20 protein-coding genes are annotated in these 21,473 nt (G+C 49.4%); 11 read left to right on the forward strand and 9 right to left on the reverse strand.

Translation table 11 applies throughout. The features are described 5' to 3' along the window. Nucleotides 1–391: 391 nt before the first annotated feature. Nucleotides 392–1,675 (reverse strand): HlyC/CorC family transporter, encoded by a 1,284-nt coding sequence (locus tag HXZ99_RS00740; protein ID WP_194755366.1) that lies wholly within the window; start codon nucleotides 1,673–1,675, stop codon nucleotides 392–394. Nucleotides 1,676–1,791: 116 nt separating this feature from the next. Continuing rightward, nucleotides 1,792–2,586, reverse strand: coding sequence for a cytochrome C assembly family protein (locus HXZ99_RS00745; protein ID WP_194755367.1), 795 nt, complete (start codon nucleotides 2,584–2,586; stop codon nucleotides 1,792–1,794). Between the two features lie 154 nt (nucleotides 2,587–2,740). Between HXZ99_RS00745 and ffh the strand changes: the two genes are divergently transcribed. The 6 genes from ffh to tyrA all read left to right on the forward strand — a co-directional run bounded on the left by ffh (nucleotide 2,741) and on the right by tyrA (nucleotide 7,504). Beyond that, the gene (gene ffh, locus HXZ99_RS00750; protein WP_194755368.1) at nucleotides 2,741–4,105 is read left to right on the forward strand and encodes a signal recognition particle protein; all 1,365 of its coding nucleotides are present in this window, start codon (nucleotides 2,741–2,743) and stop codon (nucleotides 4,103–4,105) included. Nucleotides 4,106–4,223: 118 nt separating this feature from the next. Then, nucleotides 4,224–4,472, forward strand: a complete 249-nt coding sequence (gene rpsP, locus HXZ99_RS00755) for a 30S ribosomal protein S16 (protein ID WP_194755369.1) — start codon at nucleotides 4,224–4,226, stop codon at nucleotides 4,470–4,472. A 21-nt stretch (nucleotides 4,473–4,493) separates the two neighbouring features. Then, nucleotides 4,494–5,030, forward strand: coding sequence for a ribosome maturation factor RimM (gene rimM / locus HXZ99_RS00760; protein WP_194755370.1), 537 nt, complete (start codon nucleotides 4,494–4,496; stop codon nucleotides 5,028–5,030). Beyond that, nucleotides 5,030–5,803, forward strand: a complete 774-nt coding sequence (trmD, locus tag HXZ99_RS00765; protein WP_228517484.1) for a tRNA (guanosine(37)-N1)-methyltransferase TrmD — start codon at nucleotides 5,030–5,032, stop codon at nucleotides 5,801–5,803. The genes rimM and trmD overlap by 1 nt, the downstream gene beginning before the upstream one ends. A 22-nt stretch (nucleotides 5,804–5,825) precedes the next feature. Further along, nucleotides 5,826–6,185 carry a 50S ribosomal protein L19 gene (gene rplS, locus HXZ99_RS00770; RefSeq protein WP_143234617.1) on the forward strand — a complete coding sequence of 120 codons (360 nt, stop codon included), beginning with the start codon at nucleotides 5,826–5,828 and terminating at the stop codon, nucleotides 6,183–6,185. Between the two features lie 197 nt (nucleotides 6,186–6,382). Continuing rightward, on the forward strand, nucleotides 6,383–7,504 hold the full coding sequence (gene tyrA, locus HXZ99_RS00775; protein ID WP_194755371.1) for a bifunctional chorismate mutase/prephenate dehydrogenase: 1,122 nt from the start codon (nucleotides 6,383–6,385) through the stop codon (nucleotides 7,502–7,504). Between the two features lie 316 nt (nucleotides 7,505–7,820). Here the strand turns inward: tyrA and HXZ99_RS00780 are convergent, their stop codons facing one another. From HXZ99_RS00780 to HXZ99_RS00790, 3 genes are all read right to left on the reverse strand, one after another. Continuing rightward, the gene (locus HXZ99_RS00780) at nucleotides 7,821–8,186 is read right to left on the reverse strand and encodes a response regulator (protein WP_194755372.1); all 366 of its coding nucleotides are present in this window, start codon (nucleotides 8,184–8,186) and stop codon (nucleotides 7,821–7,823) included. 100 nt (nucleotides 8,187–8,286) lie between these two features. Then, entirely contained in the window at nucleotides 8,287–8,919 is a 633-nt protein-coding gene (locus HXZ99_RS00785) for a cytochrome b/b6 domain-containing protein (RefSeq protein ID WP_194755373.1), read from the reverse strand. Nucleotides 8,920–8,944: 25 nt separating this feature from the next. Continuing rightward, complete coding sequence (locus tag HXZ99_RS00790) at nucleotides 8,945–9,427, reverse strand: c-type cytochrome (protein ID WP_194755374.1); 483 nt, start codon at nucleotides 9,425–9,427, stop codon at nucleotides 8,945–8,947. Nucleotides 9,428–9,668: 241 nt separating this feature from the next. Between HXZ99_RS00790 and HXZ99_RS00795 the strand changes: the two genes are divergently transcribed. The 4 genes from HXZ99_RS00795 (at nucleotide 9,669) to HXZ99_RS00810 (ending at nucleotide 16,273) form a co-directional block, all read left to right on the forward strand. Beyond that, nucleotides 9,669–12,788, forward strand: a complete 3,120-nt coding sequence (locus HXZ99_RS00795; RefSeq protein WP_228517486.1) for an amidohydrolase family protein — start codon at nucleotides 9,669–9,671, stop codon at nucleotides 12,786–12,788. Continuing rightward, complete coding sequence (locus HXZ99_RS00800) at nucleotides 12,788–14,080, forward strand: amidohydrolase family protein (RefSeq protein WP_194755376.1); 1,293 nt, start codon at nucleotides 12,788–12,790, stop codon at nucleotides 14,078–14,080. The genes HXZ99_RS00795 and HXZ99_RS00800 overlap by 1 nt, the downstream gene beginning before the upstream one ends. A 207-nt stretch (nucleotides 14,081–14,287) precedes the next feature. Further along, complete coding sequence (locus HXZ99_RS00805) at nucleotides 14,288–14,593, forward strand: STAS domain-containing protein (protein ID WP_194755377.1); 306 nt, start codon at nucleotides 14,288–14,290, stop codon at nucleotides 14,591–14,593. A gap of 3 nt (nucleotides 14,594–14,596) precedes the next feature. Continuing rightward, nucleotides 14,597–16,273: an ATP-binding SpoIIE family protein phosphatase gene (locus HXZ99_RS00810; RefSeq protein WP_194755378.1), complete on the forward strand. Its 1,677-nt coding sequence runs from the start codon at nucleotides 14,597–14,599 to the stop codon at nucleotides 16,271–16,273. A 6-nt stretch (nucleotides 16,274–16,279) separates the two neighbouring features. Here the strand turns inward: HXZ99_RS00810 and yciH are convergent, their stop codons facing one another. After that, nucleotides 16,280–16,612: a stress response translation initiation inhibitor YciH gene (gene yciH, locus HXZ99_RS00815; protein WP_194755379.1), complete on the reverse strand. Its 333-nt coding sequence runs from the start codon at nucleotides 16,610–16,612 to the stop codon at nucleotides 16,280–16,282. Nucleotides 16,613–16,800: 188 nt separating this feature from the next. On the opposite strand from yciH, the gene cysB reads away from it, so the two are divergent. Further along, on the forward strand, nucleotides 16,801–17,775 hold the full coding sequence (gene cysB, locus HXZ99_RS00820) for an HTH-type transcriptional regulator CysB (protein ID WP_194755380.1): 975 nt from the start codon (nucleotides 16,801–16,803) through the stop codon (nucleotides 17,773–17,775). A gap of 164 nt (nucleotides 17,776–17,939) precedes the next feature. On the opposite strand, the gene HXZ99_RS00825 is transcribed toward cysB, so the two are convergent. The 3 genes from HXZ99_RS00825 to pabB all read right to left on the reverse strand — a co-directional run bounded on the left by HXZ99_RS00825 (nucleotide 17,940) and on the right by pabB (nucleotide 21,378). Further along, nucleotides 17,940–19,313, reverse strand: a complete 1,374-nt coding sequence (locus tag HXZ99_RS00825; protein WP_194755381.1) for an L-serine ammonia-lyase — start codon at nucleotides 19,311–19,313, stop codon at nucleotides 17,940–17,942. Nucleotides 19,314–19,379: 66 nt separating this feature from the next. Next, nucleotides 19,380–19,985: an NUDIX hydrolase gene (locus HXZ99_RS00830; RefSeq protein ID WP_194755382.1), complete on the reverse strand. Its 606-nt coding sequence runs from the start codon at nucleotides 19,983–19,985 to the stop codon at nucleotides 19,380–19,382. Then, on the reverse strand, nucleotides 19,972–21,378 hold the full coding sequence (pabB, locus tag HXZ99_RS00835; protein ID WP_194755383.1) for an aminodeoxychorismate synthase component I: 1,407 nt from the start codon (nucleotides 21,376–21,378) through the stop codon (nucleotides 19,972–19,974). The genes HXZ99_RS00830 and pabB overlap by 14 nt, the downstream gene beginning before the upstream one ends. Nucleotides 21,379–21,473 lie beyond the last annotated feature (95 nt).

Here is a 21,473-nt window from a genome sequence, read left to right on the forward strand (position 1 = left end):
CAAGGTATGCTCCCTCAATCGCTCCAATTATGCCTTGCCCTAGAGGTTTCTGCCCGCGCTTCTAGTTTGGTGGGGTTCTAGCTTGTCAGAAAGCCTCTATGGCTGCGTTATAATTGAAGCTCAATCGGTCACGTACCATCAAGGTACGCTCCCTCAATCGCTCCAATTATGCCTTGCCCTAGAGGTTTCTGCCCGCGCTTCTAGTTTGGTGGGGTTCTAGCTTGTCCGGCATCACCACTAGCTGCGTTATAAACCGTCCTCAATCGGTCACGTACCATCAAGGTACGCTCCCTCAATCGGCCGGTTTATGCCTTGCTATTGGCGCGCCGGCCTGCGCTTCGAGTGCGGTGGGGGGCTTGTCCGGCATCGAGTAGCCAACGCGATGCGTTGGCTACTTCTTGCGTTTGCGTTTGGGCTTGGGCTGGATGCGTACTTTCTCAACGCGATTATCGGTCACTTCAAGAATCTCTATGCCGTAACCATTTATTTTTACGCACATTGGATTTTCCGGAATATCACCGAATTCTTCGATAATAAGGCCGTTCAAGGTTTTTGGTCCATCAATCGGCAGGTTAATCTTTAACTCTTTATTAAGGTCACGTAAGTTGACGGTTCCTTCTACAAGGAAGTTGCCATCAGCCAAACGGGTCACATGTTCGTGAGGTTGCCCACCAATGGTCGTGGTGAAATCACCGACAATTTCTTCGAGAAGATCTTCAAGGGTTACTAAGCCTTGAATATCACCATATTCGTCTACCACTAATCCGATACGTTCTCTATTGTGTTGAAACTTTATTAGCTGCACGCTCAGTGCGGTGCCTTCGGGGATAAAGTAAATATCACGCGCCGCCCTAACTAGAGAAGCCTTGTCGGGCTCGGCATGGTGGCGTGTAAGTAGTCGCAGCATGTCGCGGGCGTGAAGAAAACCGATAGCATCGTCAATTTCTGCTCGATACAGCAGCACTAGGGTGTGCTGCATATTGCTTAATTGCTTGATAATGAGTGGAAGGTCGTCATTAATGTCGATCGCAGCAATTTCATTGCGCGGAATCATGATGTCATCCACCGTGACCTTCTCAAGATCGAGAATACTGATCAACATTTCTTGGTGGCGTGATGGAATTAACGATCCTGCTTCATGAACAACGGTGCGCAGCTCCTCTGCGGTAAGGGTATCTTTTTTTGCCGCATTCGGATTAATACCCATTAATCGCATAATGTTGTTGGTGATAAAGTTTACTGCCGCCACTAGCGGGTAGAAAATCTTCATCAGCGGGTTTAGCACAAACGAGCTTGGAAATGCCACGCGTTCTGGATGTAGGGCCGCAATTGTTTTAGGGGTCACTTCGGCGAAGATCAAAATAACCAAGGTAAGAACTAAGGTGGCTATGGCGATACCGTAATCACCATACAAACGGAGTCCGATGATGGTAGCAATGGCCGATGCCGCGATGTTGACCAGATTATTGCCGATAAGGATAAGACCAATCAGGCGATCTGGGCGCTCTAACATCTGCACAACGCGCTTCGCTGATTTATTACCGCTTTGGGCAAGATGGCGAAGCTTGTACCGGTTCACCGACATCATGCCAGTTTCAGAACCGGAGAAATAACCTGAAATTAGAATCAGGATGAAAAGTACGAAAAATAACGTACTCGTCGCTATGTCGTCCAAGAGATTACCCTATGTTGTGGCCTCAGACTCCTAATGTAGGGGCACGCCCTGCGAAGTCAAGAATAAATTAAGTCAGCCGAGCGTAATGTCGCTCGGCTGCGCCAAGAAATATATGATTAAGTGAGAAGAATGTCGCGTACAAAACGGCTGCCAAAATAGCCGAGAATTAGCAATGCACTGGCGCCTAACGTGTAGTACACCGCTAATCGGCCGCGCAGGCCGCGCCAATAATGCACGATAACAATGGAGCCAAAGCTGAGCCAGGCTAATAGCGATAAAATTGTTTTATGCAATTGCCCTGTCGCAAACCAATTATCGAGATAGATAAATCCAACGGCTATGGCGAGGGTTAGTAAAATTGTGCCTGCGGTTAGCAGGTGAAAGAAATAGCGTTCGATCGACATCAACGGTGGTAGCCGCTCGGAAAGTGCTTTGGCACTGCGCGCCTTTAACAACCGATTCACATAAAGTAACTGCACACCGTAGAAGGCTGCTAAGGTAAGCAATGCTGAAGCCAGCAGCGCTAAGCTAATGTGTAACGCAAAGATTGGGGTCATGTCCACAGGTCGACCGACATCAGCCGGAACCAGTGCCATAGCCACAAGGCTTACCGCGGCTAAGGAAAATATGGCAGGGCGGAGTAATAGACTGGCCGGGTGATCGCCCCTCAATGTGTTTAACAAGCTGAGTAGCCAAGTAATCATGGCCAGCGTTGTAAACAGATTTATGTATACCAAGCCGTTTTCAGTAAACTGGAGCGCGAGAACCGCAAAGTGAGTGATAAGCGCAATCACACTTAGCCCTAGGGAGCGACGGAGCATTCGATTCGGACCGGCCATACGCTGGCTGAGAATCACCGCGCCGGAAATGTAGGCGACAATACTAATCACGGTAAGAGTGCTAAAAACCACGGGTCCTGATTCCTTCTGTCACATGTGATAAATGCTCAGTGGCCTTGAAATATATGCAGGTCACCCTTATTGCTGTTCTATCATAGGCGTCTGCATCGCCAAACCCAACCTTATTCCGTTATAATACCTGAAACTCTGCTGACAGGAAGATCGCATGTTTGAAAACCTGAGCGAACGATTAACGCAATCACTAAAAAATATTAGTGGGCGAGGTCGACTCACCGAAGACAATATCAAAGATACCCTCCGAGAAGTGCGCATGGCATTGCTCGAAGCTGATGTTGCATTACCGGTCGTCAAAGATTTTATAGCGAAAGTAAAAGAACGGGCACTCGGTGCCGAGGTGAATAAAAACCTAAATCCGGGACAGGTGTTTGTAAAAATCGTACGCACGGAACTTGAGCTGGCGATGGGTGAGGGCAATGCTCCACTGGATCTAGCTACACAGCCGCCGGCGGTGATGATGATGGCCGGTTTGCAAGGGGCGGGTAAAACCACCTCCGTGGGTAAATTGGCACGTTTCTTAAAAGAAAAACAAAAGAAAAAAGTATTGGTCGTGAGTGCGGATGTGTATCGTCCCGCCGCCATTGCACAGCTCGAGCGACTTGCTGCCGATGTGGATGTGGAATTCTTTCCGTCAACGGTTGAGCAGAAACCTGTTGATATTGCCAACGCGGCTATCGCATACGCGAAGAAGAAGTTTATCGATGTCGTGCTCGTGGATACCGCGGGTCGATTAGCGGTGGATGAAGCCATGATGGATGAAATCAAAGCATTGCATGCGGCGATTAATCCTATTGAAACTTTGTTTGTCGTTGACGCCATGACCGGTCAGGATGCGGCAAATACCGCAAAGGCCTTTGGTGAAGCGCTGCCGTTAACCGGTGTTATTCTGACCAAGGTTGATGGTGACTCCCGTGGTGGTGCGGCATTATCGATTCGTCATATTACCGGCAAGCCGATTAAGTTTTTGGGGGTTGGCGAGAAGAACGATGCACTTGAGCCTTTTCATCCGGATCGGATTGCATCGCGCATCCTCGGGATGGGCGATGTCCTGTCGCTGATTGAGGAAGTTGAAGCTAAGGTTGATCGCGACAAAGCAGAGAAAGTTGCGAAAAAAGTGATGAAAAGCGGGAAGTTTAGCCTTGAAGATTTCCGCGACCAACTGCAACAAATGCGCAGTATGGGTGGTATGATGGGGTTGATGGATAAACTTCCAGGCATGGGCCAGATGGCAGGAAAAATGCAAGGTCAGATGGATGACAAAACGACAATTCGTATGGAAGCGATTATTAATTCTATGACCCCAAAAGAGCGCGAATACCCAGATATTATTAAAGGCTCGCGTAAGCGTCGGATCGCCACTGGATCAGGCGTCCAAGTACAAGACGTGAACAAATTGCTTAAGCAATTTACCCAAATGCAGAAGATGATGAAAAAAATGAAAGGCGGCGGATTGGCGAAAATGATGCGTCAAATGGGCGGCAAGATGCCTCCAGGAATGTTTCCTGGACGCTGAAACGCGCATTCTTTCTTGCATTTGCGGGGGAAATCCGTAGAATAATGCGGCCTCCTGATCTAGTATCAGGTAGGTTTCTTTAACCTTTGAAAACATTGAAAAAGTATAGAGGACGGTAATGGTAACCATTCGTTTACAACGTGGTGGCGCGAAAAAGCGTCCATTCTACCAAATGGTAGTTACCGACAGCCGGAACGCCCGTGATGGACGTTTCATTGAGAATGTCGGTTTCTTTAACCCGGTAGCACGTGGTCAGGAAGAGAAAGTACGTATCGATCTAAGCCGTGTTGATCACTGGGTAGGTCAAGGTGCAAGCTTGTCTGATCGTGTTGCTAAGTTGGTTAAAGACGCGCGTAAAGCTGCGTAAATACCTGGTGGTCAAACGCATATGACAGATGCTCAGCAGCATGATCATGTAGTACTCGGCACCATTGGTGCTGTATACGGTATCAAAGGCTGGTTGCGGATTAACGCATACACTGAGAATCAAGAAGGCATTTTTGATTACACTCCGTGGCTCATTGGGCACAACGGAGATTGGCACAAGATCGAAGTCAGCCAATGGCGCTGGCACAATAACGGCCTTGTTGCCAAGTTCGCAGAGATTGACGACCGAGAGGCTGCACAGCAGTTCACCGGGAAGGAAATCGCTGTCGTGGCAAGTGAATTGCCCGAATTAACTGACGACGAATTTTATTGGCGTGACTTGATTGGTCTTCGTGTCGTGAATACAGAAAACTACGACATGGGAACCGTCAATCACTTACTACCGACAGTCGCAAATGATGTGTTGGTAGTGAATGCAAATCGTAACGATGCATTCGGTAAGCGCGAGCGCCTGATTCCGTTTATTCAATCACAATATATTGTGAAGGTAGATCAGGAAGCAGGGGTGATTACGGTAGACTGGCCAGCGGATTTCTAATGGCTGAACAGCTGCATGTAGGTGTTGTCTCTTTATTTCCAGAGATGTTCACCGCGGTTACTGAGTATGGCGTAACACGTCGAGCGGTCCAAGATGGTTTACTTAGTGTAAGCGCTTGGAATCCTCGCGATTATGCCACTGACAAACATCGCACTGTGGATGATCGCCCTTATGGCGGTGGCCCAGGAATGCTGATGATGGTCGCACCACTGCGAGCTGCAATTCAGGATGCCAAGTTAGGTGTCCGGGAGCGAGCTGGCGTGGAGCCTCGTGTAATCTACTTATCGCCGCAAGGTAGAAAGTTAGATCAGCAAGGGGTGAAGGAGCTATCGCAATACCAAGGTATTGTTTTAGTAGCCGGACGTTACGAGGGCATTGACGAGCGTGTGATTGAAGCAGACATTGATGAAGAGTGGTCGATTGGAGACTTTGTTCTCTCGGGCGGCGAACTCCCAGCCATGGTTCTGATTGATACGTTAGCACGCGAAGTCCCGGGTGTATTGGGGCACCAAGATTCCGCCACAGAAGATTCTTTTGTGAATGGATTATTGGATTGTCCGCATTATACGCGGCCAGAAATTCTCGACGGTAAACAGGTTCCACCAGTACTTCTGAGTGGTAACCATGAAGAAATACGCCGGTGGCGGTTGCAAGAGGCGCTTGGGCGCACCTGGCAACGGCGACCAGAATTATTAAATAACCTAGCTCTGACTGACGAGCAACAAAAACTCCTTGAGGCATACATTGCCAATCAGGAAAAGAAACTCGGGTAGTATATTCTAGGCGGAGATTATCATGGCTAAAGTGAACAAAAACATCTTGAAGCAAATCGAAGATGAGCAGCTCAAGCAAGACGTCCCAGGCTTTGCTCCTGGTGACACTGTTATCGTCAATGTAAAGGTTAAAGAAGGTGAGCGCGAGCGTATCCAGGCCTTTGAAGGCGTGGTGATTCGTAAGCGTAACCGTGGTCTGCACAGCGCATTTACGGTTCGTAAAATTTCGAACGGTGAAGGTGTTGAGCGTACGTTCCAAACGCACAGCCCGCTGATCGACAGCGTGACTGTTAAGCGTCGTGGTGCAGTTCGTCGTGCGAAACTGTACTACCTCCGTGAGCGTAGCGGTAAATCTGCGCGGATCAAAGAGAAGCTTAACTAAGCTTCCGGTCCTGTTGGATCAAGAAAAGGGCTTCCCCATTGGGAGGCCCTTTTTTATTGCCAAATTTCTAACGTGTAAAAAGCAAACACAGATTGTTCCTGCAGATCCAAATGCAGTACCTCTATTAATCATTGGCATCGTTCTATGAGTTGGCTAGTATGGAGAGTCCCGTGTCAGGAGAGTTGTAGAAGGATGCCATGGACCCTCGTTTAAATGCTTTGCGTCAGGAAATAGACGACACCGATTCTGAACTTGTGCGACTCCTTGCGAAACGCATGGATATTTCCCGCGCCATTGGCCAGCTTAAACACGAGCTCGGGCAACCTCTTTATGTTCCTCAGCGCGAAGCCGAGCTGATTAAGGCGCGTCGTGACGAAGCGGAGGCCGCCGGTATTCCTGGGGATCTCATTGAAGATGTACTTCGCCGTACCATGCGAGAATCCTATCAACGACAAAAACACCAAGGTTTTCGCCGTACGGGTAGTGGTGAGCGCCCGATCGTCGTGATTGGTGGTCGTGGTGCATTAGGCGGCTTGTTTGTGCGTTGGTTAGAATTATCCAACTACAGTGTGTGCGTGATCGATATTGATAATCAACATGAACTGGAATCTGCGGTACGAGATGCAGCCTTGGTCTTAGTTGCAGTGCCTGTTACCAAAACCGTTGATGTGATTGAACAACTTCCAAATCTTCCCGACGATTGTATTTTGGCCGATGTTACTTCCATTAAACGCGCACCGCTTGAGGCCATGTTGCGCCAACATTCCGGGCCTGTTCTCGGCTTACACCCTATGTTCGGGCCGTCAGTACCCACGCTCGCTAAGCAAACGATCTTGGTCGCGCCCGGCCGTGACAGCCAAGCGGCGCAATGGCTGCTTGATCAATTTGCCATTTGGGGCACACAACTACATGAAATAGGCGCCGAACAGCACGATCAGGCGATGTCGATGATTCAGGTGATGCGACATTTATCCACTTTTGTATACGGCTATCACTTAAGTAAAGAGAATGCAGATCTCGAGCAACTCTTAAAACTAAGCTCGCCGATCTATCGGTTAGAACTCATGATGGTCGGACGCTTGTTCGCGCAAAGCGGTGAGCTTTATGCGGACATTATTCTCTCGGATCAAGATAAAATGAAGATGGTGCGGCGCTATTTGAAGCGCTTCGATAACATATTACAGCTATTAGAAAGCGAAGGCCGAGAGGGCTTTATCCGTGAGTTTGAAAAAGTTTCACTTTGGTTTGGACCTCATGCGGAGGAGTTTTTGAGGGAGAGTGTCAACTTACTCCAACACACCTCCGACTCTAGGAGCTAGCTTGTCCGGCATCCCCACTAGCTGCGTTGCCGACCTCACTCACTCGGTCACGTACTTTATGTACGCTCCCTCACTCGATTCGGCCGGCGCCTTGCTATTGGCGCGCCGGCCCGCGCTTCGGGGGCGGAGGGGCTAGCTTGTCAGAAACTCCGATAGCCGCGTTATAATTGAAGCTCAATCGGTCACGTACCATTAAGGTACGCTCCCTCAATCGCTCCAATTATGCCTTGCTCTCGAAGCTTCTGCCTGCGCTTCGAGGGCGGAGGAGCTAGCTTGTCCGGTGGACATTGGTAGCCAACGCAATGCGTTGGGTACATTAGATGAGTTTGTAGGTAGTGAGAAGTTGGGATAGAACGTCGGGCGCGACGGGTTTATGGATGGTTTGGTCCATACCTGCGTTGCGGCAGTGATCGAGCTCGGTTTGGCTTTGATGTCCCGTGAGGGCGATAATTGGGGTGGTTTTAAACGCATCTTGGCTGCGTAGCTCTGTACAGACCTCTGCCCCGGTCAGTTCACCCATTTCATAGTCGAGAATCAAGAGATCTGGCTTTTGCGCTTGCGCTTGGGCAATGGCATCCCTTCCGTTGGTGACTGCAATGACTTCTACAGGGAATGCACTAAGCATCGCTTTGAGTACTTCTAAACTAATGAAATCGTCGTCGGCAATAAGGATGGTAGACATAGCGAACCGTGATTAACGAATTTAAGTGCAGACTGCCATGCACATGCTTCAGAGTCAATTTACCCGAAGCGAGTGCGTGGCGACAAGAGAACCGGTTCGCTTAACCAAGCCACCAGAAAATCCAGATGAGATTAAACGCCAGTAGGGCAAAACCATAGCCGCCATGGACGACTTTTGGTTGTTTTACAGGCTCTTGCGACTCTATCTTGCCTGTCACCATGGCCCCCATCAGGCGCTTTCCTTTGATTGAATAGATCGCATTGGCGAGAATATGAATGGCCAATAAGATGAGAATCCAATCGAAAGCCTGCTTGTGATAGCTCGTTAGCGTGCGCACCCAGTCGTTGCTGAGTAGATGGGCGAGGGGTCCGCGAAAGAAGATAGCGTCATCGGTAAACAAACCCGTGATCGCTTGTGCTAGCAAGGCCAGAATCATCAACACAACCGCCCAACCACCCACTGGGTTATGGGTGAGCCAGGTTCCTTTTAGAGGGTTTCGGATATGGCTGATCATTGCGCGCGGCCCACGAAGAAAGGTGCGAAACCGCGCTGATTCACTGCCAACAAAGCCCCAAATGATGCGGGTAAGCAGCAAAGCGAGGACCACTAGTCCAAGTTTGTGATGAATATCGATGTACGTGATGTTGCCGCCGGTTAACCACAGGCCGGTTACAACCAACACCAATAACCAGTGAAAGCCTCTTATAAAGGCATCCCATAGAGTGACAACCATGCCCCGTTCTCCTTGAATCTACGGATTAGTCGGCACGATAACCTTGATGGCACTGCTGGCATCCACGTGCGGTATCCATAAATTTTGGACGAATTTCACGCATATTTTCTGAGGCAGCGGCATTGACTAATTCTTTTACGGCGGCTTGGAAGGTGTCGCGTTTCGCTTCGAAGTCAGACCAATTTTCCCAGATCACTGGAAGGGCATCGCTATTGGCGGTCACGTTTTCGCCTGCACCGCTAAAGGCTTCAAATGGAATATAGCTCAGGTGATAAAGCGCCTGGGCACGTTGCTTGAAGGCGTCTGCATCATAATCTCGTTCGCCCCGCACCATGCCAGACATATAGGCGAAGTTTTCGCGAATAAGCGAAAACGCTTTCTGGCGGTATTCAACGGCATCACTGGCGGTGGTAAATGCACTCGCAGCGGCATGATTGGCAGTGATGCCTAGTCCCGTGATAGCGATAACGCTGATTGAAGCGGCAATGGTCCATGCTTTCATTGACATAATCCAAACTCCAGAATAGTCGTGTCGGTTACTTAAATTTTGGCGCTGTTGAGGCGCTTACCATTCATAGCATACGTACTATAACGATATTTTGTTTTATTTTCGTTAATTTAGCATTGAGCTTGGTCGGGTTAAGTGGGCATTTCATCGCTGCGAACGTTGAATGTAAAGGTTAGACGCGCTTTAATGGGGTGCTTAAAATTATATTAAATAACCATCGATGACTCACAGGATGCACAGCATGAAGCGAATTGCAGCACTTTGCAGCAGTGGCATACTCGCGGTGACGGTTGCTTGGTCGAGCGCAGCGGGGCAAACAACCCCAGTGCAAGGACTCCACCATCATAACCCCACCCTCGTTGCCCTTACCAACGCAACACTCGTGACCGAGCCTGGTCAACGAATTGAAAATGCGACACTGGTGATAGAACACGGCAAGATTCGTTCTATCGAGCGAAATAACCGTGCGCCTGCTGGGGCGCGAGTGATTGATGCCTCGGGTTATACGCTTTATCCAGGATTTATCGATCCCTACAGCAATTATGGTGTAGAGGCAGCTGGACGCTCGGCGAATACCGGACGCAGTGCAAGTCCGGAGTATACCAATGAGCGAGAAGGCGGGAATGCCTCGAATATGGCTATTCATTCGCAGAAAGATTGGTACAGCACCTTTAAGGCTGATACGGACGCCGCCAAAGCTTACGTTGAGCATGGTTTTACTACCGTACAAAGTGCGCGTCTCGATGGTATTTTCCAAGGTCGTGCAACAACAGTGTCTCTTGCCGACACCTTGCCTAATTATGCAATTTACCAAGCGCGAACACGACAGTTTGCCTCTTTTGATAAGGGCAGTTCTACTCAGCAATATCCGAATTCGTTAATGGGGAGTATCGCCCTTATCCGCCAGACTCTGGCCGATGCCCGTTGGTATGGCGAAGCACAGGGAAAAACGACGGGTTCTGGGCGTGTTGAATTCAACGCTGCATTGGCGGCGTTACAAAATCTGACCGAACAGGGCGTCATTTTCCATAGCAACAATGAGCAAGATCTGTTGCGAGCGGCGCGTGTATTTGCAGAGTTTGAAATTCCTATTACTGCAGTGGGTTCGGGTTTTGAGTATTCACGCCTAGATGAAATTAAAGCATCGGGTACGCGTTTAATCCTGCCTTTGGATTTCCCTGCGGCTCCGGATTTGTCTGAGCAATTCGCAGAGCTTGATGTTTCCGTCGCTGATTTACGCCATTGGGAACGGGCGCCTGCGAATCCTGCTATTTTAGCGGAAGCAGGCATTGAATTTGCGTTCACTTTGCATGGTATGAGTAAACGCGGTGATTTTTGGCCTAATGTGCGCAAAGCAGTGGCTCACGGCTTGAGCAAGGACCAAGCACTTGCTGCTCTGACCACGATACCGGCGCGCTTTGCAGGTGTTGCGGGTGAAAGCGGCCGCTTAGCTGCAGGTTACAATGCAGACTTCTTGGTTGCCCGTGGTGATTTATTTAGCGACGGTGAAATTGTCTCGGTGTGGTTGCAAGGTGAAGAGACTAAACTTAAGCCGATGCATCCTAGTAATCTATCGGGAACTTACAGCCTCGTGCTTGACGGTGCCGAATTGACGTTAGAATTGACGGACAACACTCGGATACAAGGCAAGCTCTCGGTTGGTGACGAATCTGTTAATCTATTTAATGCTTCGAAAACCGACGCGCGGGTGCGCTTTAGTGCAGATCTAACGGATTTAGGCATGCCAGGCGTTTTCCGTTTCTCACTCAACCAAAGTGCCATTGGACAATTGCGCGGCACCGTTCAAGATGCCATGGGGCGTGTACACGCCATTAATGCTCAAGCCGATTCTGACAGCACCGAAGCGGCTAGCGAAAATGGTGGTGATGATGCCAGTGCAGTGGCCGATTTTGTTGGTCAATTAACCTTTCCGAATGTGGGCTTTGGCCGCACTGAAGCACCATCTCAGCAAAATCTTCATATTCGCAATGCGACGGTATGGACAGCCGATGATCAAGGTATTCTAGAGAATGCAGATATTATTGTGCGCTCGGGATTGATACATCGTGTCGGTCAGAATTTATCGACACCGCGCGGATATACAGTAATTGATGCCTCAGGTATGCATATAACGCCAGGCATCATCGATGAGCATTCACACATCGCCATTTCCGCTGGTGTGAACGAAGGCACCGAGGCTATTACGTCGGAAACCCGTATTGGTGATGTGGTGAACCCAGATGACATTCATATCTATCGGTCACTGGCGGGTGGCACTACAGTAGCCCACTTGTTACATGGCTCTGCCAACCCAATTGGCGGCCAAGGGCAAACCATTAAGCTGCGTTGGGGCGCTTCTGCCGAGGACATGAAGTTCACGCAAACCCCGCCAACGATCAAAATGGCTTTGGGCGAAAACGTGAAACAAAGTAACTGGGGCGATCTGTATCGGGTTCGCTATCCGCAAACCCGCATGGGTGTTGCCACTATCATTCAAGATGCTTTCCAACAAGCACGCGAATACGAGCAGGCAAAGCGTGATTATGAAAATCTAAGTCGCGCCGATCGCCGTCGTACTGCGCCACCACGCACGGATTATCGTTTAGAGGCCTTGGTGGAGATCTTGAACAATGATCGCCATACCCACGTGCACTCCTATGTAGCCTCTGAAGTGTTGGCGCTGATGGATGTGGTGGAACGGTTAGGTTTCCGTATTCATACCTTTACTCACATTCTCGAAGGGTACAAGGTTGCCAATGAAATGCGTGAGCATGGCGCCCGTGCCTCCAGCTTTGCTGATTGGTGGGCATTTAAGATCGAAGCCTTTGATGCGATTCCACACAACATGTGCTTAATGATGGAGGCCGGCGTGCTAACCAGCATTAACTCTGACAGTAATGATTTGCAGCGGCGAATGAATACCGAAGCGGCAAAATCAGTGCGCTATTGTGGTATGGATGAACATGATGCATTGAAAATGATTACTTACTACCCAGCGCAGCAACTAGAAATTGACCGCTATGTGGGAAGCATTACTCCAGGCAAACACGCCGATTTAGTGTTCTGGAATAATCATCCGCTATCGGCTTATGCACAAGTGCAGCAAACCTGGATCGAAGGTCGTAAATATTTCGATCGCGCCGACGATCTGGCGAAACGCGAAGCATTGGAGCAGGAACGGCAAGCCTTGATTCAAAAAGTGCTAGCCGCCGGCAGCGAAGCCCAGCGTGGCAACCGCTCGAACTATCGCCAACAACAACCGACATGGCATTGTGAAGATAACCATGATGTCTGGCTCGATTGGTTTGGCGAGCACCATCACGATCATCATCATGGCCATGAGTTTGGAGGAGCACACTAATGAAAAAGTTAGCATGCGTTATTGCACTTAGTAGTGCTTCATTTTTTGCTCAGGCACACAATGTCACCCCAGGTTCATCGCCCGAGCAAGCGGTACTGCTGCAAGGCGGCACGCTATATACCGTGACCCAAGGAACCTTGCAAAACACCGATATCCTAATGTTGGATGGTAAGATTGCCGAAATTGGAACTGGCCTTGCGGTTCCAGAAGGTGCACGTGTTATCGACATTAGCGGACAGCATGTGTATCCGGGTCTGATTGCGATGGACACAACCCTAGGGTTGGTTGAGATGTCACAGATTCGTGCCACCGTGGATACCAATGAAGTGGGATTAGTCACTCCTGAAGTTATGGCCCATCAAGCCTTTAATGCAGACTCGGAAATTATTCCTACGGTCCGCTATAACGGTATTACCCACGCTCAAGTAGTTCCTCAAGGCCCCCTAGTGCGCGGACAATCCAGTTTGATGCAATTGGATGGCTGGAATTGGCAAGATGCCCTTGAGAAAGGCCCTGTGGGCATGCATTTAACCTGGCCACGTGCCGGTTTAAATACGGCCTGGTGGGAACGCCGCTCGCCTGAGGCGCAGCGCAAGGCCAATGAGGAACAGTTAGAGCGTTTACGGGATACCTTTAATACGGCAAAAGCATATCATCAGGCACGATTAGCCGGTGCACTGAACCGCGTTGATCAGCGTTGGGAAGCGATGCGAGCGCTGTTTACGGGTGATCTCAAGCTGTTTATACATGCTGATGATCGCCGCCAAATAGTGCAAGCATTGGAGTTTACCCGAGAGTTTGGGTTTGATTTAGTGATTGTCGGTGGCCGCGACGCGTGGATGGAAGCCGATGCACTGGTAGAAGCGGATGTTCCCGTGGTCTTTGGCGCTCCCTACGGACTGCCAAGCAGAGTCGATGACGCCTATGATATGGCCTTTAGTACGCCAGCGAAGCTAGCCGAAGCGGGCGTTGATTTTGCCATCGCTTACCCCGGCTTTTGGGATACTCGAAACCTTGCGTTTGCAGCGGGTCATGCTGTGGCCTTTGGTCTTGATTATGATGCCGCAATCACGGCAATCACCTACGCGCCGGCCAAAATTCTGGGTGTAGAGGAGCAGTTGGGATCGTTGCAAACAGGGAAGCAAGCAACCTTGATTGTCTCTAAAGGCGATGTACTGGATCACTTGGGCCAATCCATTACTTATATGTTTATCGATGGTCGAGAAGTGAACCTAAGCAACCGCCAACGTCAGCTGTATGAGAAATATCAAGAACGCTTAAACGCTGACTAATAGCTGCGTATTAACAGCTCCGGTGGTATAAGCTGACGGCCTAATTCTGATATGACTAAAAGAGCACTCTGTACTGCAGAGCGCTCTTTTTTATACATCCATTAGGGTTTGTATATAATTGGTTTAAAAGCACTGGCGAAGCGTGGCTTTTGATCTTACATTGATGCTATAACAACTAAATATAACTGTCAGAACAGGGATGCTGTAATGAATTTGTTTACTGAATATGCCAACGATGGCAAACATTTTATTATCCATGTGAAAGGAACTTTTGATTTCAGTGTGGTTCATGATTTTCGCCAAGCGTACGAAGGTTTGAGTGAAAAAATTGGAACCGTTATCGTGGATTTTCGCGAAACTGAATATATCGATAGTTCAGCGCTTGGTATGCTGCTGAATATGCGCAAATCACTGGGGGCTGGAAGCCGCAGCATTCACTTGGTTAACTGCCGTCCAGATGTGCGTAAAGTTCTCGACATATCGCGCTTTGATAAACTTTTCGTTATTGAGTAATTTGTGCGGTTTCTTTCGGTTGATTCACCACTCGCTGATGACGCACCACATCTACAAGCGTTACGGGAGCAGTTAGAGCGATGTGACGTTGCGCACGCCAGAGTTGCTTCTATTGATAAGTTAAGCAATGTTCTCAGCGCCGACGCTGCTCAGGTTATCTTGATTCCTGAACCGGCATTGGCTCACTATCTCTCATTCCGTGATAGCCATTCCCAATCTCAAGTGTTTCAGACGAACCCCCCACATGTCGTGATTTTACTGTCGCAAGTGAGTGAGCTTGACCAATCACAGCTGCCACCCGAGGCAATTGATGTGTGGTATCTGCCAATGTTTGATGTAGCGCTCAAAATGCGTTTGCAGAGTGTTGCAGAGCATCAGCAATTAATGAAGGCAGCGCAGGAACAAAAAAAGGCACTGGGATTACAGCAAGAGAGAATTCGCCAAGAACAGAAAATAGTCCACAATATATTTACCAATGCTTATAGTCGCTCTTTGGTGTCTGATCCGCATATTCAAACACTACTTCGCCCCTTATCGAGTTATAACGGCGATCTATTTCTCGCCGCGAAAGGCGGCACTGGCAGTCTGTACTTGTTTCTAGGTGATTTTACTGGCCACGGGCTACCCGCTGCCATTGGTACTATTCCCGCATCGCAAACGTTTTTCGCAATGGCTGAGCGCGGCCGACCAGTAAGCCAAATTGCTCGTGAGGTGAATCGTCAGCTGCATCAACTACTCCCTGAGGATATGTTCTGTTGTGGCTTGATTGTTGAGCTCTCAGCACGCGGTGATCGATTAAACTGGTGGAGTGGGGGGATGCCCCCGGCTGTCGTTATTAACCCAAAGGGTGACACTAGTGATTATCTACAGCCGCAACACCTCCCTTTGGGAATTCTTCCAGATGCTGAATTTGAAAGTGGTATCACCTCCACGCGGGTTCCCATGAATAGCCAATTGCTGATGTATACCGATGGCGTTATTGAGCTTGGCATATCGCAGCAAGACGCTCTCGGTGTGGATGGCTTCCTTGAGCAATGCAAAGCACTGCAGTGGAAGATGCCTGGGATATGTGAATTCATTGAGAAAGAGCTGACCGAGCGTGAGCCCCATGATGATTTATCACTCGTGATGCTGCGCTGCAGTGATACTGGTTTTGAAGAGCCAAACCAAGACGACGAACGTTCGCGGCTTCCGTTCGAGATGAAGGTGCGTATTGGCCCGAATGAAGCACGCACACTGGATCCGGTATCCACGATTATCCGGGGAGTGTGCCAAGTCGAAGGGCTATCGAAGTTTCGTCCGAGCTTATATACCGCGCTTTCAGAAGCCTACAACAATGCGTTAGAGCACGGCTTGTTGAATATGTCTTCGGCGCCAAAACAGTCAAGTGAGGGGTTTGAGAGTTACTATATGGAGCGCAGTAGACGGTTAGCGCGACTCCAACGAGGAAAGATTGATATTGAACTTAGCTATAAACCCGACGACGCGGTGATTGCAGTGAAAGTGCGCGATTCAGGTAAGGGCTTTCGTTTTGACCATCAGGATCAGCCCATGGCTCAGGAGCACACCTTTGGACGCGGGCTGCACCTCATTCGGGAGTTAACAAGAGACTTGCGCTGGAGTGAAAATGGCCGTTGTATTGAGTTTAATTTCCCATTGGACAAACTACCCTACGAATAACCAGATTCAACCACCGGCTAACTTGACGGTAAACCCTTGTTGTTGCAAATAGCTTTTGCAGTTTTCCCGTTGATCCCCTTGAATCTCAATCACGAAATCTTTCACGCTGCCGCCAACACCGCACCGTTGTTTGAGTGCTTTAGCGAGCGTTTTTAATTCCGCTTCAGTTCCCGGAACCCCATGAATCGTGGTTACTCCTTTGCCCTTGCGGCCTTTGGTTTCCCGTTTAATGCGGACAATGCCATCACCAACCGGGGCCTGTTCGGGTTGCACAGTTTCTTTTACGCGACCACTATCGGTTGAATACACTAAAGTGGAAAGCTGGTCTTTCAACGACATATATCAATTCCTTTGGTTCACTGTGGGTAAGTGTAACGAAAGCCTGACTCGCACACCAGATCGGGAACAGGATTCCCATGGATTTGGTTTGACAGAAAGCATACTTACTGACAATCTTAGTCCATAAAAGAATAACGAGTTTTCATTTTACGCTCGTTCATCTCGGCAAATTATGGACGTCATGTCACATGAAACTGCAACAACTTCGTTATATCGTTGAAGTACTTAATAACAACTTGAATGTTTCGGCTACCGCCGAGAGTTTATATACCTCGCAACCGGGCATCTCAAAGCAGGTGCGTATGCTTGAAGATGAGCTTGGTATTCAAATATTTGGTCGCAGTGGTAAGCATTTAACCCATGTAACCCCTGCCGGCCAAGATGTGATCAAGATCGCCCAAGAGATCTTATCAAAAGTTGAAGGTATTAAAGCAGTTGCGGCCGAGCATACGCGCCCTGATCAAGGTAAGCTAAATATCGCCACAACCCATACCCAAGCACGCTATGCGTTGCCTAAGGTAATTCGGCGCTTTATCGAAAAATATCCAGCGGTATCTCTGCACATGCACCAAGGGGGACCGCAACAGATTAGTGAGGCAGCGGCAAAAGGGCAGGCGGACTTTGCCATTGCGACTGAAGCCCTACATCTGTACCAAGACCTCATTATGCTGCCCTGCTATCACTGGAACCGCAGTATTCTAGTGCCGCCCAATCATCCATTAACCAAGCGCGATCATGTGACCATCCAAGATGTCGCCCAGTATCCGCTGGTTACCTATGTCTATGGCTTTACCGGTCGCTCGCGTTTAGACCAAGCCTTTAACGAGGCGGGTTTAAGCCCACAAATCGTGTTTACGGCAACTGATGCGGATGTAATAAAGACCTATGTGCGCATGGGATTAGGGATTGGGGTCGTGGCGACCATGGCTTATGAAAAACCAAAAGACAGTGACTTGGTTGCCATTGATGCGGCCCATCTATTTCGTCCAAGTACCACAAAAATTGGCTTTCGCCGTGGCACTTTCTTGCGTAGTTATATGTATGATTTTATTGAAGAGTTCGCGCCCCACCTAACTCGCGATGTGGTTGATAAAGCGGTTTCATTACGCCATCACGATGAAATCGAAGCGATGTTTAAAGATAAACAGCTCCCTACGTATTAATCTAACTTGTTTGAAAATGGCGAGTTCGACTGTGTAGTTTCCGTGTTTAAGCGGAAGCACAGGCCAACGCAGTGCGTTGGCTACGGGGGGCAGACGGAGCTTGGCCAACGCAGTGCGTGGGCTACGGGGGGCAGACGGAGCCTAACCCCCCAACGCGGTGGGTGTTAGCACTCGATAATATTGACCGCTAAGCCGCCACGGGCAGTTTCTTTGTATTTTGTTTTCATATCATTGCCGGTATCCCACATGGTTTTAATCACTTTATCTAGGGATACCTTGTGATCGCCGCTGCCACGCAAGGCGAGTCGAGCAGCGTTAATGGCTTTTACAGCGCCCATCGCATTGCGCTCGATACAGGGCACTTGCACAAGTCCACCAACGGGATCGCAGGTAAGGCCAAGGTTATGCTCCATGCCGATCTCGGCCGCGTTCTCAACCTTGATCACATCGCCGCCCATCAGCTCCGCTAGTGCACCTGCGGCCATTGAGCAGGCGACACCCACTTCACCCTGACAGCCTACCTCTGCGCCACTAATAGACGCATTCTTCTTGTAAAGAATGCCGATGGCCGCTGAGGTCAGCAGAAAACGGGTGACCGCATCTTCATCAAGCGGTTGAATGAACTTATCCGAGTACTTCATCACGGCGGGAATGATTCCAGCAGCTCCATTGGTAGGTGCGGTAACCACGCGGCCACCGGCCGCGTTTTCTTCATTCACAGCCAGTGCGTAAAGGCTGACCCAATCCATAACCTGCATTGGGTCTGCCGATTTTTCTGTTTTCAAACGTTGATACAAATCGGGAGCGCGCCGACGCACTTTTAAGCCACCCGGCAAAATACCTTCGGTACGGATACCGCGATCAATGCACTCATCCATTGTTTTCCAGATATGCATGAGTCCGTCTTTAATTTCTCGCTCAGAGCGGAATACCATTTCGTTTTTGAGCATCAGCGAACTTACCCGCAAGCCGTGCTCTTTACATTGTGCCAGTAACTCTGCCGCCGAATTAAACGGATAGGGGATTGGCTTACTATCTTGTTCAATGGCTTCTTCGAGCGAATCCTCGAAGTCCTTATCACGAACAATAAAACCACCGCCGATAGAGTAGTAAAGGTCACTAAACAGCACTTTATCGCCTTTAAACACCTTAAGTTCCATCGCATTTGCGTGCTTGGGCATCGTTTTGCGACGATGAAAGGTGATGGCGCCTTCTCGGGGAAATTCAATGCTGTGCTTGCTAAGTAGCGATAACGATTGTTTTTCCGAAACCTCACTGAGGAACTGATCCACCTTTGTGGTATCAACGGTTTCTGGCGACTCGCCGGCTAACCCGAGGATTACAGCTTTACCAGTGCCGTGGCCTTTACCGGTTTGCCCAAGTGAGCCAAAAAGCTCGACTTTGATGTGAGTGATATCGTCGAGCCCGAACTCTCGTTCAACATGTAACATAAACTCTCGTGCTGCACGCATAGGGCCCACGGTATGAGAACTGGACGGGCCAATTCCAACTTTGTACATGTCGAATACGCTAATCATAACAATGAATACTCCGTTCAATTATCTGCGTGTAGTGTGGTGACTCTTTGCTTGATTCGCAAGCCCTTAACGGACTGGTCGGTACAGCGAACGTCGTTGCGGGTAGAGGTGATCCGCAAGGCGACGGATGATAGCAGCTGTTGCGCCCCAAATCACCTGACCATCTACAGGGATAAACACTAATTCGTGATAAAGCAAGCGCTCAACGCGCTGAGTATAATGGCGACTGTGGTCGAGCACGCGGTGCAAGGGGGCTCGCACCACCTCTTGAACTTCGCTTGGGTCAGGCTGTAACTGCACATTTGCATCAATAAAGGCTAAATACGGATGTATCATAAAGCGTGTCAGCACAGGTTGTGGCGGTAATGGACCAAGCAATTCCACATGTTGGTGACCTAGGCCAAGTTCTTCCTCTGCCTCGCGTAGAGCTGTGGCTTGCAAGCAAGGGTCGTCTGAATCTCTCCGGCCGCCAGCAAAACATATTTGATGCGCATGAAAGCGCATGTGTGCAGGACGTCGGGTGAGAATAAGGTCAAGCCCGTGTTCCCGCTCTTGTAGCGCGACTAAAACCGCAGATTGGCGCAGCTGAATATCATCCCACAGAGGACCTTGCCAAGAAACCTCGGGCGCGGGTTGTAAATAATATCGGCGCAGAAATTCACTTCGGGTCATGGGACGATTCACGTTGCATGGGTGTGTTCGTTGTATTGGATACCTCGGGGTCATCGCCGAGAAATTCAAGTACCGGCAAAATTCGGGCAACTTTATCGAAGGTTTCCTGATATTCCGCATCAGCGTCTGAATCGATCACAATACCGCCGCCAGCCCAGCAATAGATACGCCCCTTGCTGCAGCAAAGGGTGCGAATAGTGATACTGGTATCACTATGCCCATGTTGGCTAAAGTAGCCTATGCTGCCGCAATAAACATTGCGTCGGTGAGGCTCTAATTCCTCGATAATCTCCATGGCTCGAATCTTCGGTGCGCCGGTAATGGAGCCTCCGGGAAACGCAGCACGTAACAGCGCCAGCGCTGAACTATCGGCATTTAAATGCCCTCGCACTGTACTCACTGAGTGGTGCACCGCATGAAATGATTCAATGGCAAAGAGTTCAGGAACATGGACGCTGCCCGGCAAACATACTCGGCTTAGGTCATTGCGAAGCAGATCCACAATCATTAAGTTCTCTGCTTGGTCTTTCTCTGACGCCTGCAATTGAGCAATATTGCGTTGATCCTGTTCAGGATCAGGATGGCGTGGGCGCGTTCCCTTAATAGGTCGTGTTTCTACCTGACCATCGGCATGGGTTTGCAGAAAACGCTCAGGACTAACACTGAGAATCTGACCTTCAGGCAAATTAAAGTAAGCTGAAAACGGCGCTTGATTGGCCTGACGTAAGGCAACATAAGCATGCCAAGGATGGCCCTGAAACTCCGCTTGAAAACGCTGAGCAAGATTAATTTGATAACAATCGCCGGCGCGCAAATAGTCATGAATCTGCTGAATCTTCTGGGTGTAATCGGAGCGCGTCATATTGCTATGCCAAGCGCTGGTAAGGCGAAATGAGGGACGCTTAGGTGACTCGTCCTGCCAGAACGCTTCCGGACTTTGTTGAAAGTTCTGCGGATGAATGGCAGTGACGCGTTGTCGTGCATGATCAATCACCAGTGCATGAACATAGTAGCCCACGGCAATATCAGGTATGTCAATATCCGTGCTGTGGGTATCGGGCAAGCGCTCAATCGCGCGTCCCGCATCGTAACCAAAGAGGCCGGCTAACCCGCCTTGGAAGGGTAGGTGCTCATACTCAGGCGCAACGGGCGCGCGCGCGCCTAACCACGCGTTTAAATGTGAAAATGGATCGCGGCTATCCGTGTGTGTGTGGCTATAGCGATAGGTACGAATCGGCTGGCGCAGCAATATATCAAAACGACTGTTTGGATGTTCCGCGTTCGCAGAATCGAGAAAAAGCGCCCAGGGCTCGTCGCAAAACGGCGCAAATAGACGCTGCGCATCATGGTATTGAGCGTACGGCAATTCATAAAAAACAACAGGTTCTAACATGATTCCTATCTGGGTTCACTGGCGACACCATAGAGAACAGAGTATCATAACGGGCACTTTTTCAGTATACGATTGATTGGCCCGTAAGAGGTTTT

It is taken from the genome of Aliidiomarina indica (assembly GCF_015354615.1).
GTDB classification, from domain to species: domain Bacteria; phylum Pseudomonadota; class Gammaproteobacteria; order Enterobacterales; family Alteromonadaceae; genus Aliidiomarina; species Aliidiomarina indica.

What these genes read in the sequence shown, in the direction of transcription:
- ffh (WP_194755368.1), top strand. Translation starts at nt 2,741, where the DNA reads ATGTTTGAAAACCTGAGCGAACGATTAACGCAATCACTAAAAAATATT.
- rpsP (WP_194755369.1), top strand. Translation starts at nt 4,224, where the DNA reads ATGGTAACCATTCGTTTACAACGTGGTGGCGCGAAAAAGCGTCCATTC.
- rimM (WP_194755370.1), top strand. Translation starts at nt 4,494, where the DNA reads ATGACAGATGCTCAGCAGCATGATCATGTAGTACTCGGCACCATTGGT.
- trmD (WP_228517484.1), top strand. Translation starts at nt 5,030, where the DNA reads ATGGCTGAACAGCTGCATGTAGGTGTTGTCTCTTTATTTCCAGAGATG.
- rplS (WP_143234617.1), top strand. Translation starts at nt 5,826, where the DNA reads ATGGCTAAAGTGAACAAAAACATCTTGAAGCAAATCGAAGATGAGCAG.
- tyrA (WP_194755371.1), top strand. Translation starts at nt 6,383, where the DNA reads ATGGACCCTCGTTTAAATGCTTTGCGTCAGGAAATAGACGACACCGAT.
- HXZ99_RS00780 (WP_194755372.1), bottom strand. Translation starts at nt 8,186, where the DNA reads ATGTCTACCATCCTTATTGCCGACGACGATTTCATTAGTTTAGAAGTA.
- HXZ99_RS00785 (WP_194755373.1), bottom strand. Translation starts at nt 8,919, where the DNA reads ATGGTTGTCACTCTATGGGATGCCTTTATAAGAGGCTTTCACTGGTTA.
- HXZ99_RS00790 (WP_194755374.1), bottom strand. Translation starts at nt 9,427, where the DNA reads ATGTCAATGAAAGCATGGACCATTGCCGCTTCAATCAGCGTTATCGCT.
- HXZ99_RS00795 (WP_228517486.1), top strand. Translation starts at nt 9,669, where the DNA reads ATGAAGCGAATTGCAGCACTTTGCAGCAGTGGCATACTCGCGGTGACG.
- HXZ99_RS00800 (WP_194755376.1), top strand. Translation starts at nt 12,788, where the DNA reads ATGAAAAAGTTAGCATGCGTTATTGCACTTAGTAGTGCTTCATTTTTT.
- HXZ99_RS00805 (WP_194755377.1), top strand. Translation starts at nt 14,288, where the DNA reads ATGAATTTGTTTACTGAATATGCCAACGATGGCAAACATTTTATTATC.
- yciH (WP_194755379.1), bottom strand. Translation starts at nt 16,612, where the DNA reads ATGTCGTTGAAAGACCAGCTTTCCACTTTAGTGTATTCAACCGATAGT.
- cysB (WP_194755380.1), top strand. Translation starts at nt 16,801, where the DNA reads ATGAAACTGCAACAACTTCGTTATATCGTTGAAGTACTTAATAACAAC.
- HXZ99_RS00825 (WP_194755381.1), bottom strand. Translation starts at nt 19,313, where the DNA reads ATGATTAGCGTATTCGACATGTACAAAGTTGGAATTGGCCCGTCCAGT.
- HXZ99_RS00830 (WP_194755382.1), bottom strand. Translation starts at nt 19,985, where the DNA reads ATGACCCGAAGTGAATTTCTGCGCCGATATTATTTACAACCCGCGCCC.
- pabB (WP_194755383.1), bottom strand. Translation starts at nt 21,378, where the DNA reads ATGTTAGAACCTGTTGTTTTTTATGAATTGCCGTACGCTCAATACCAT.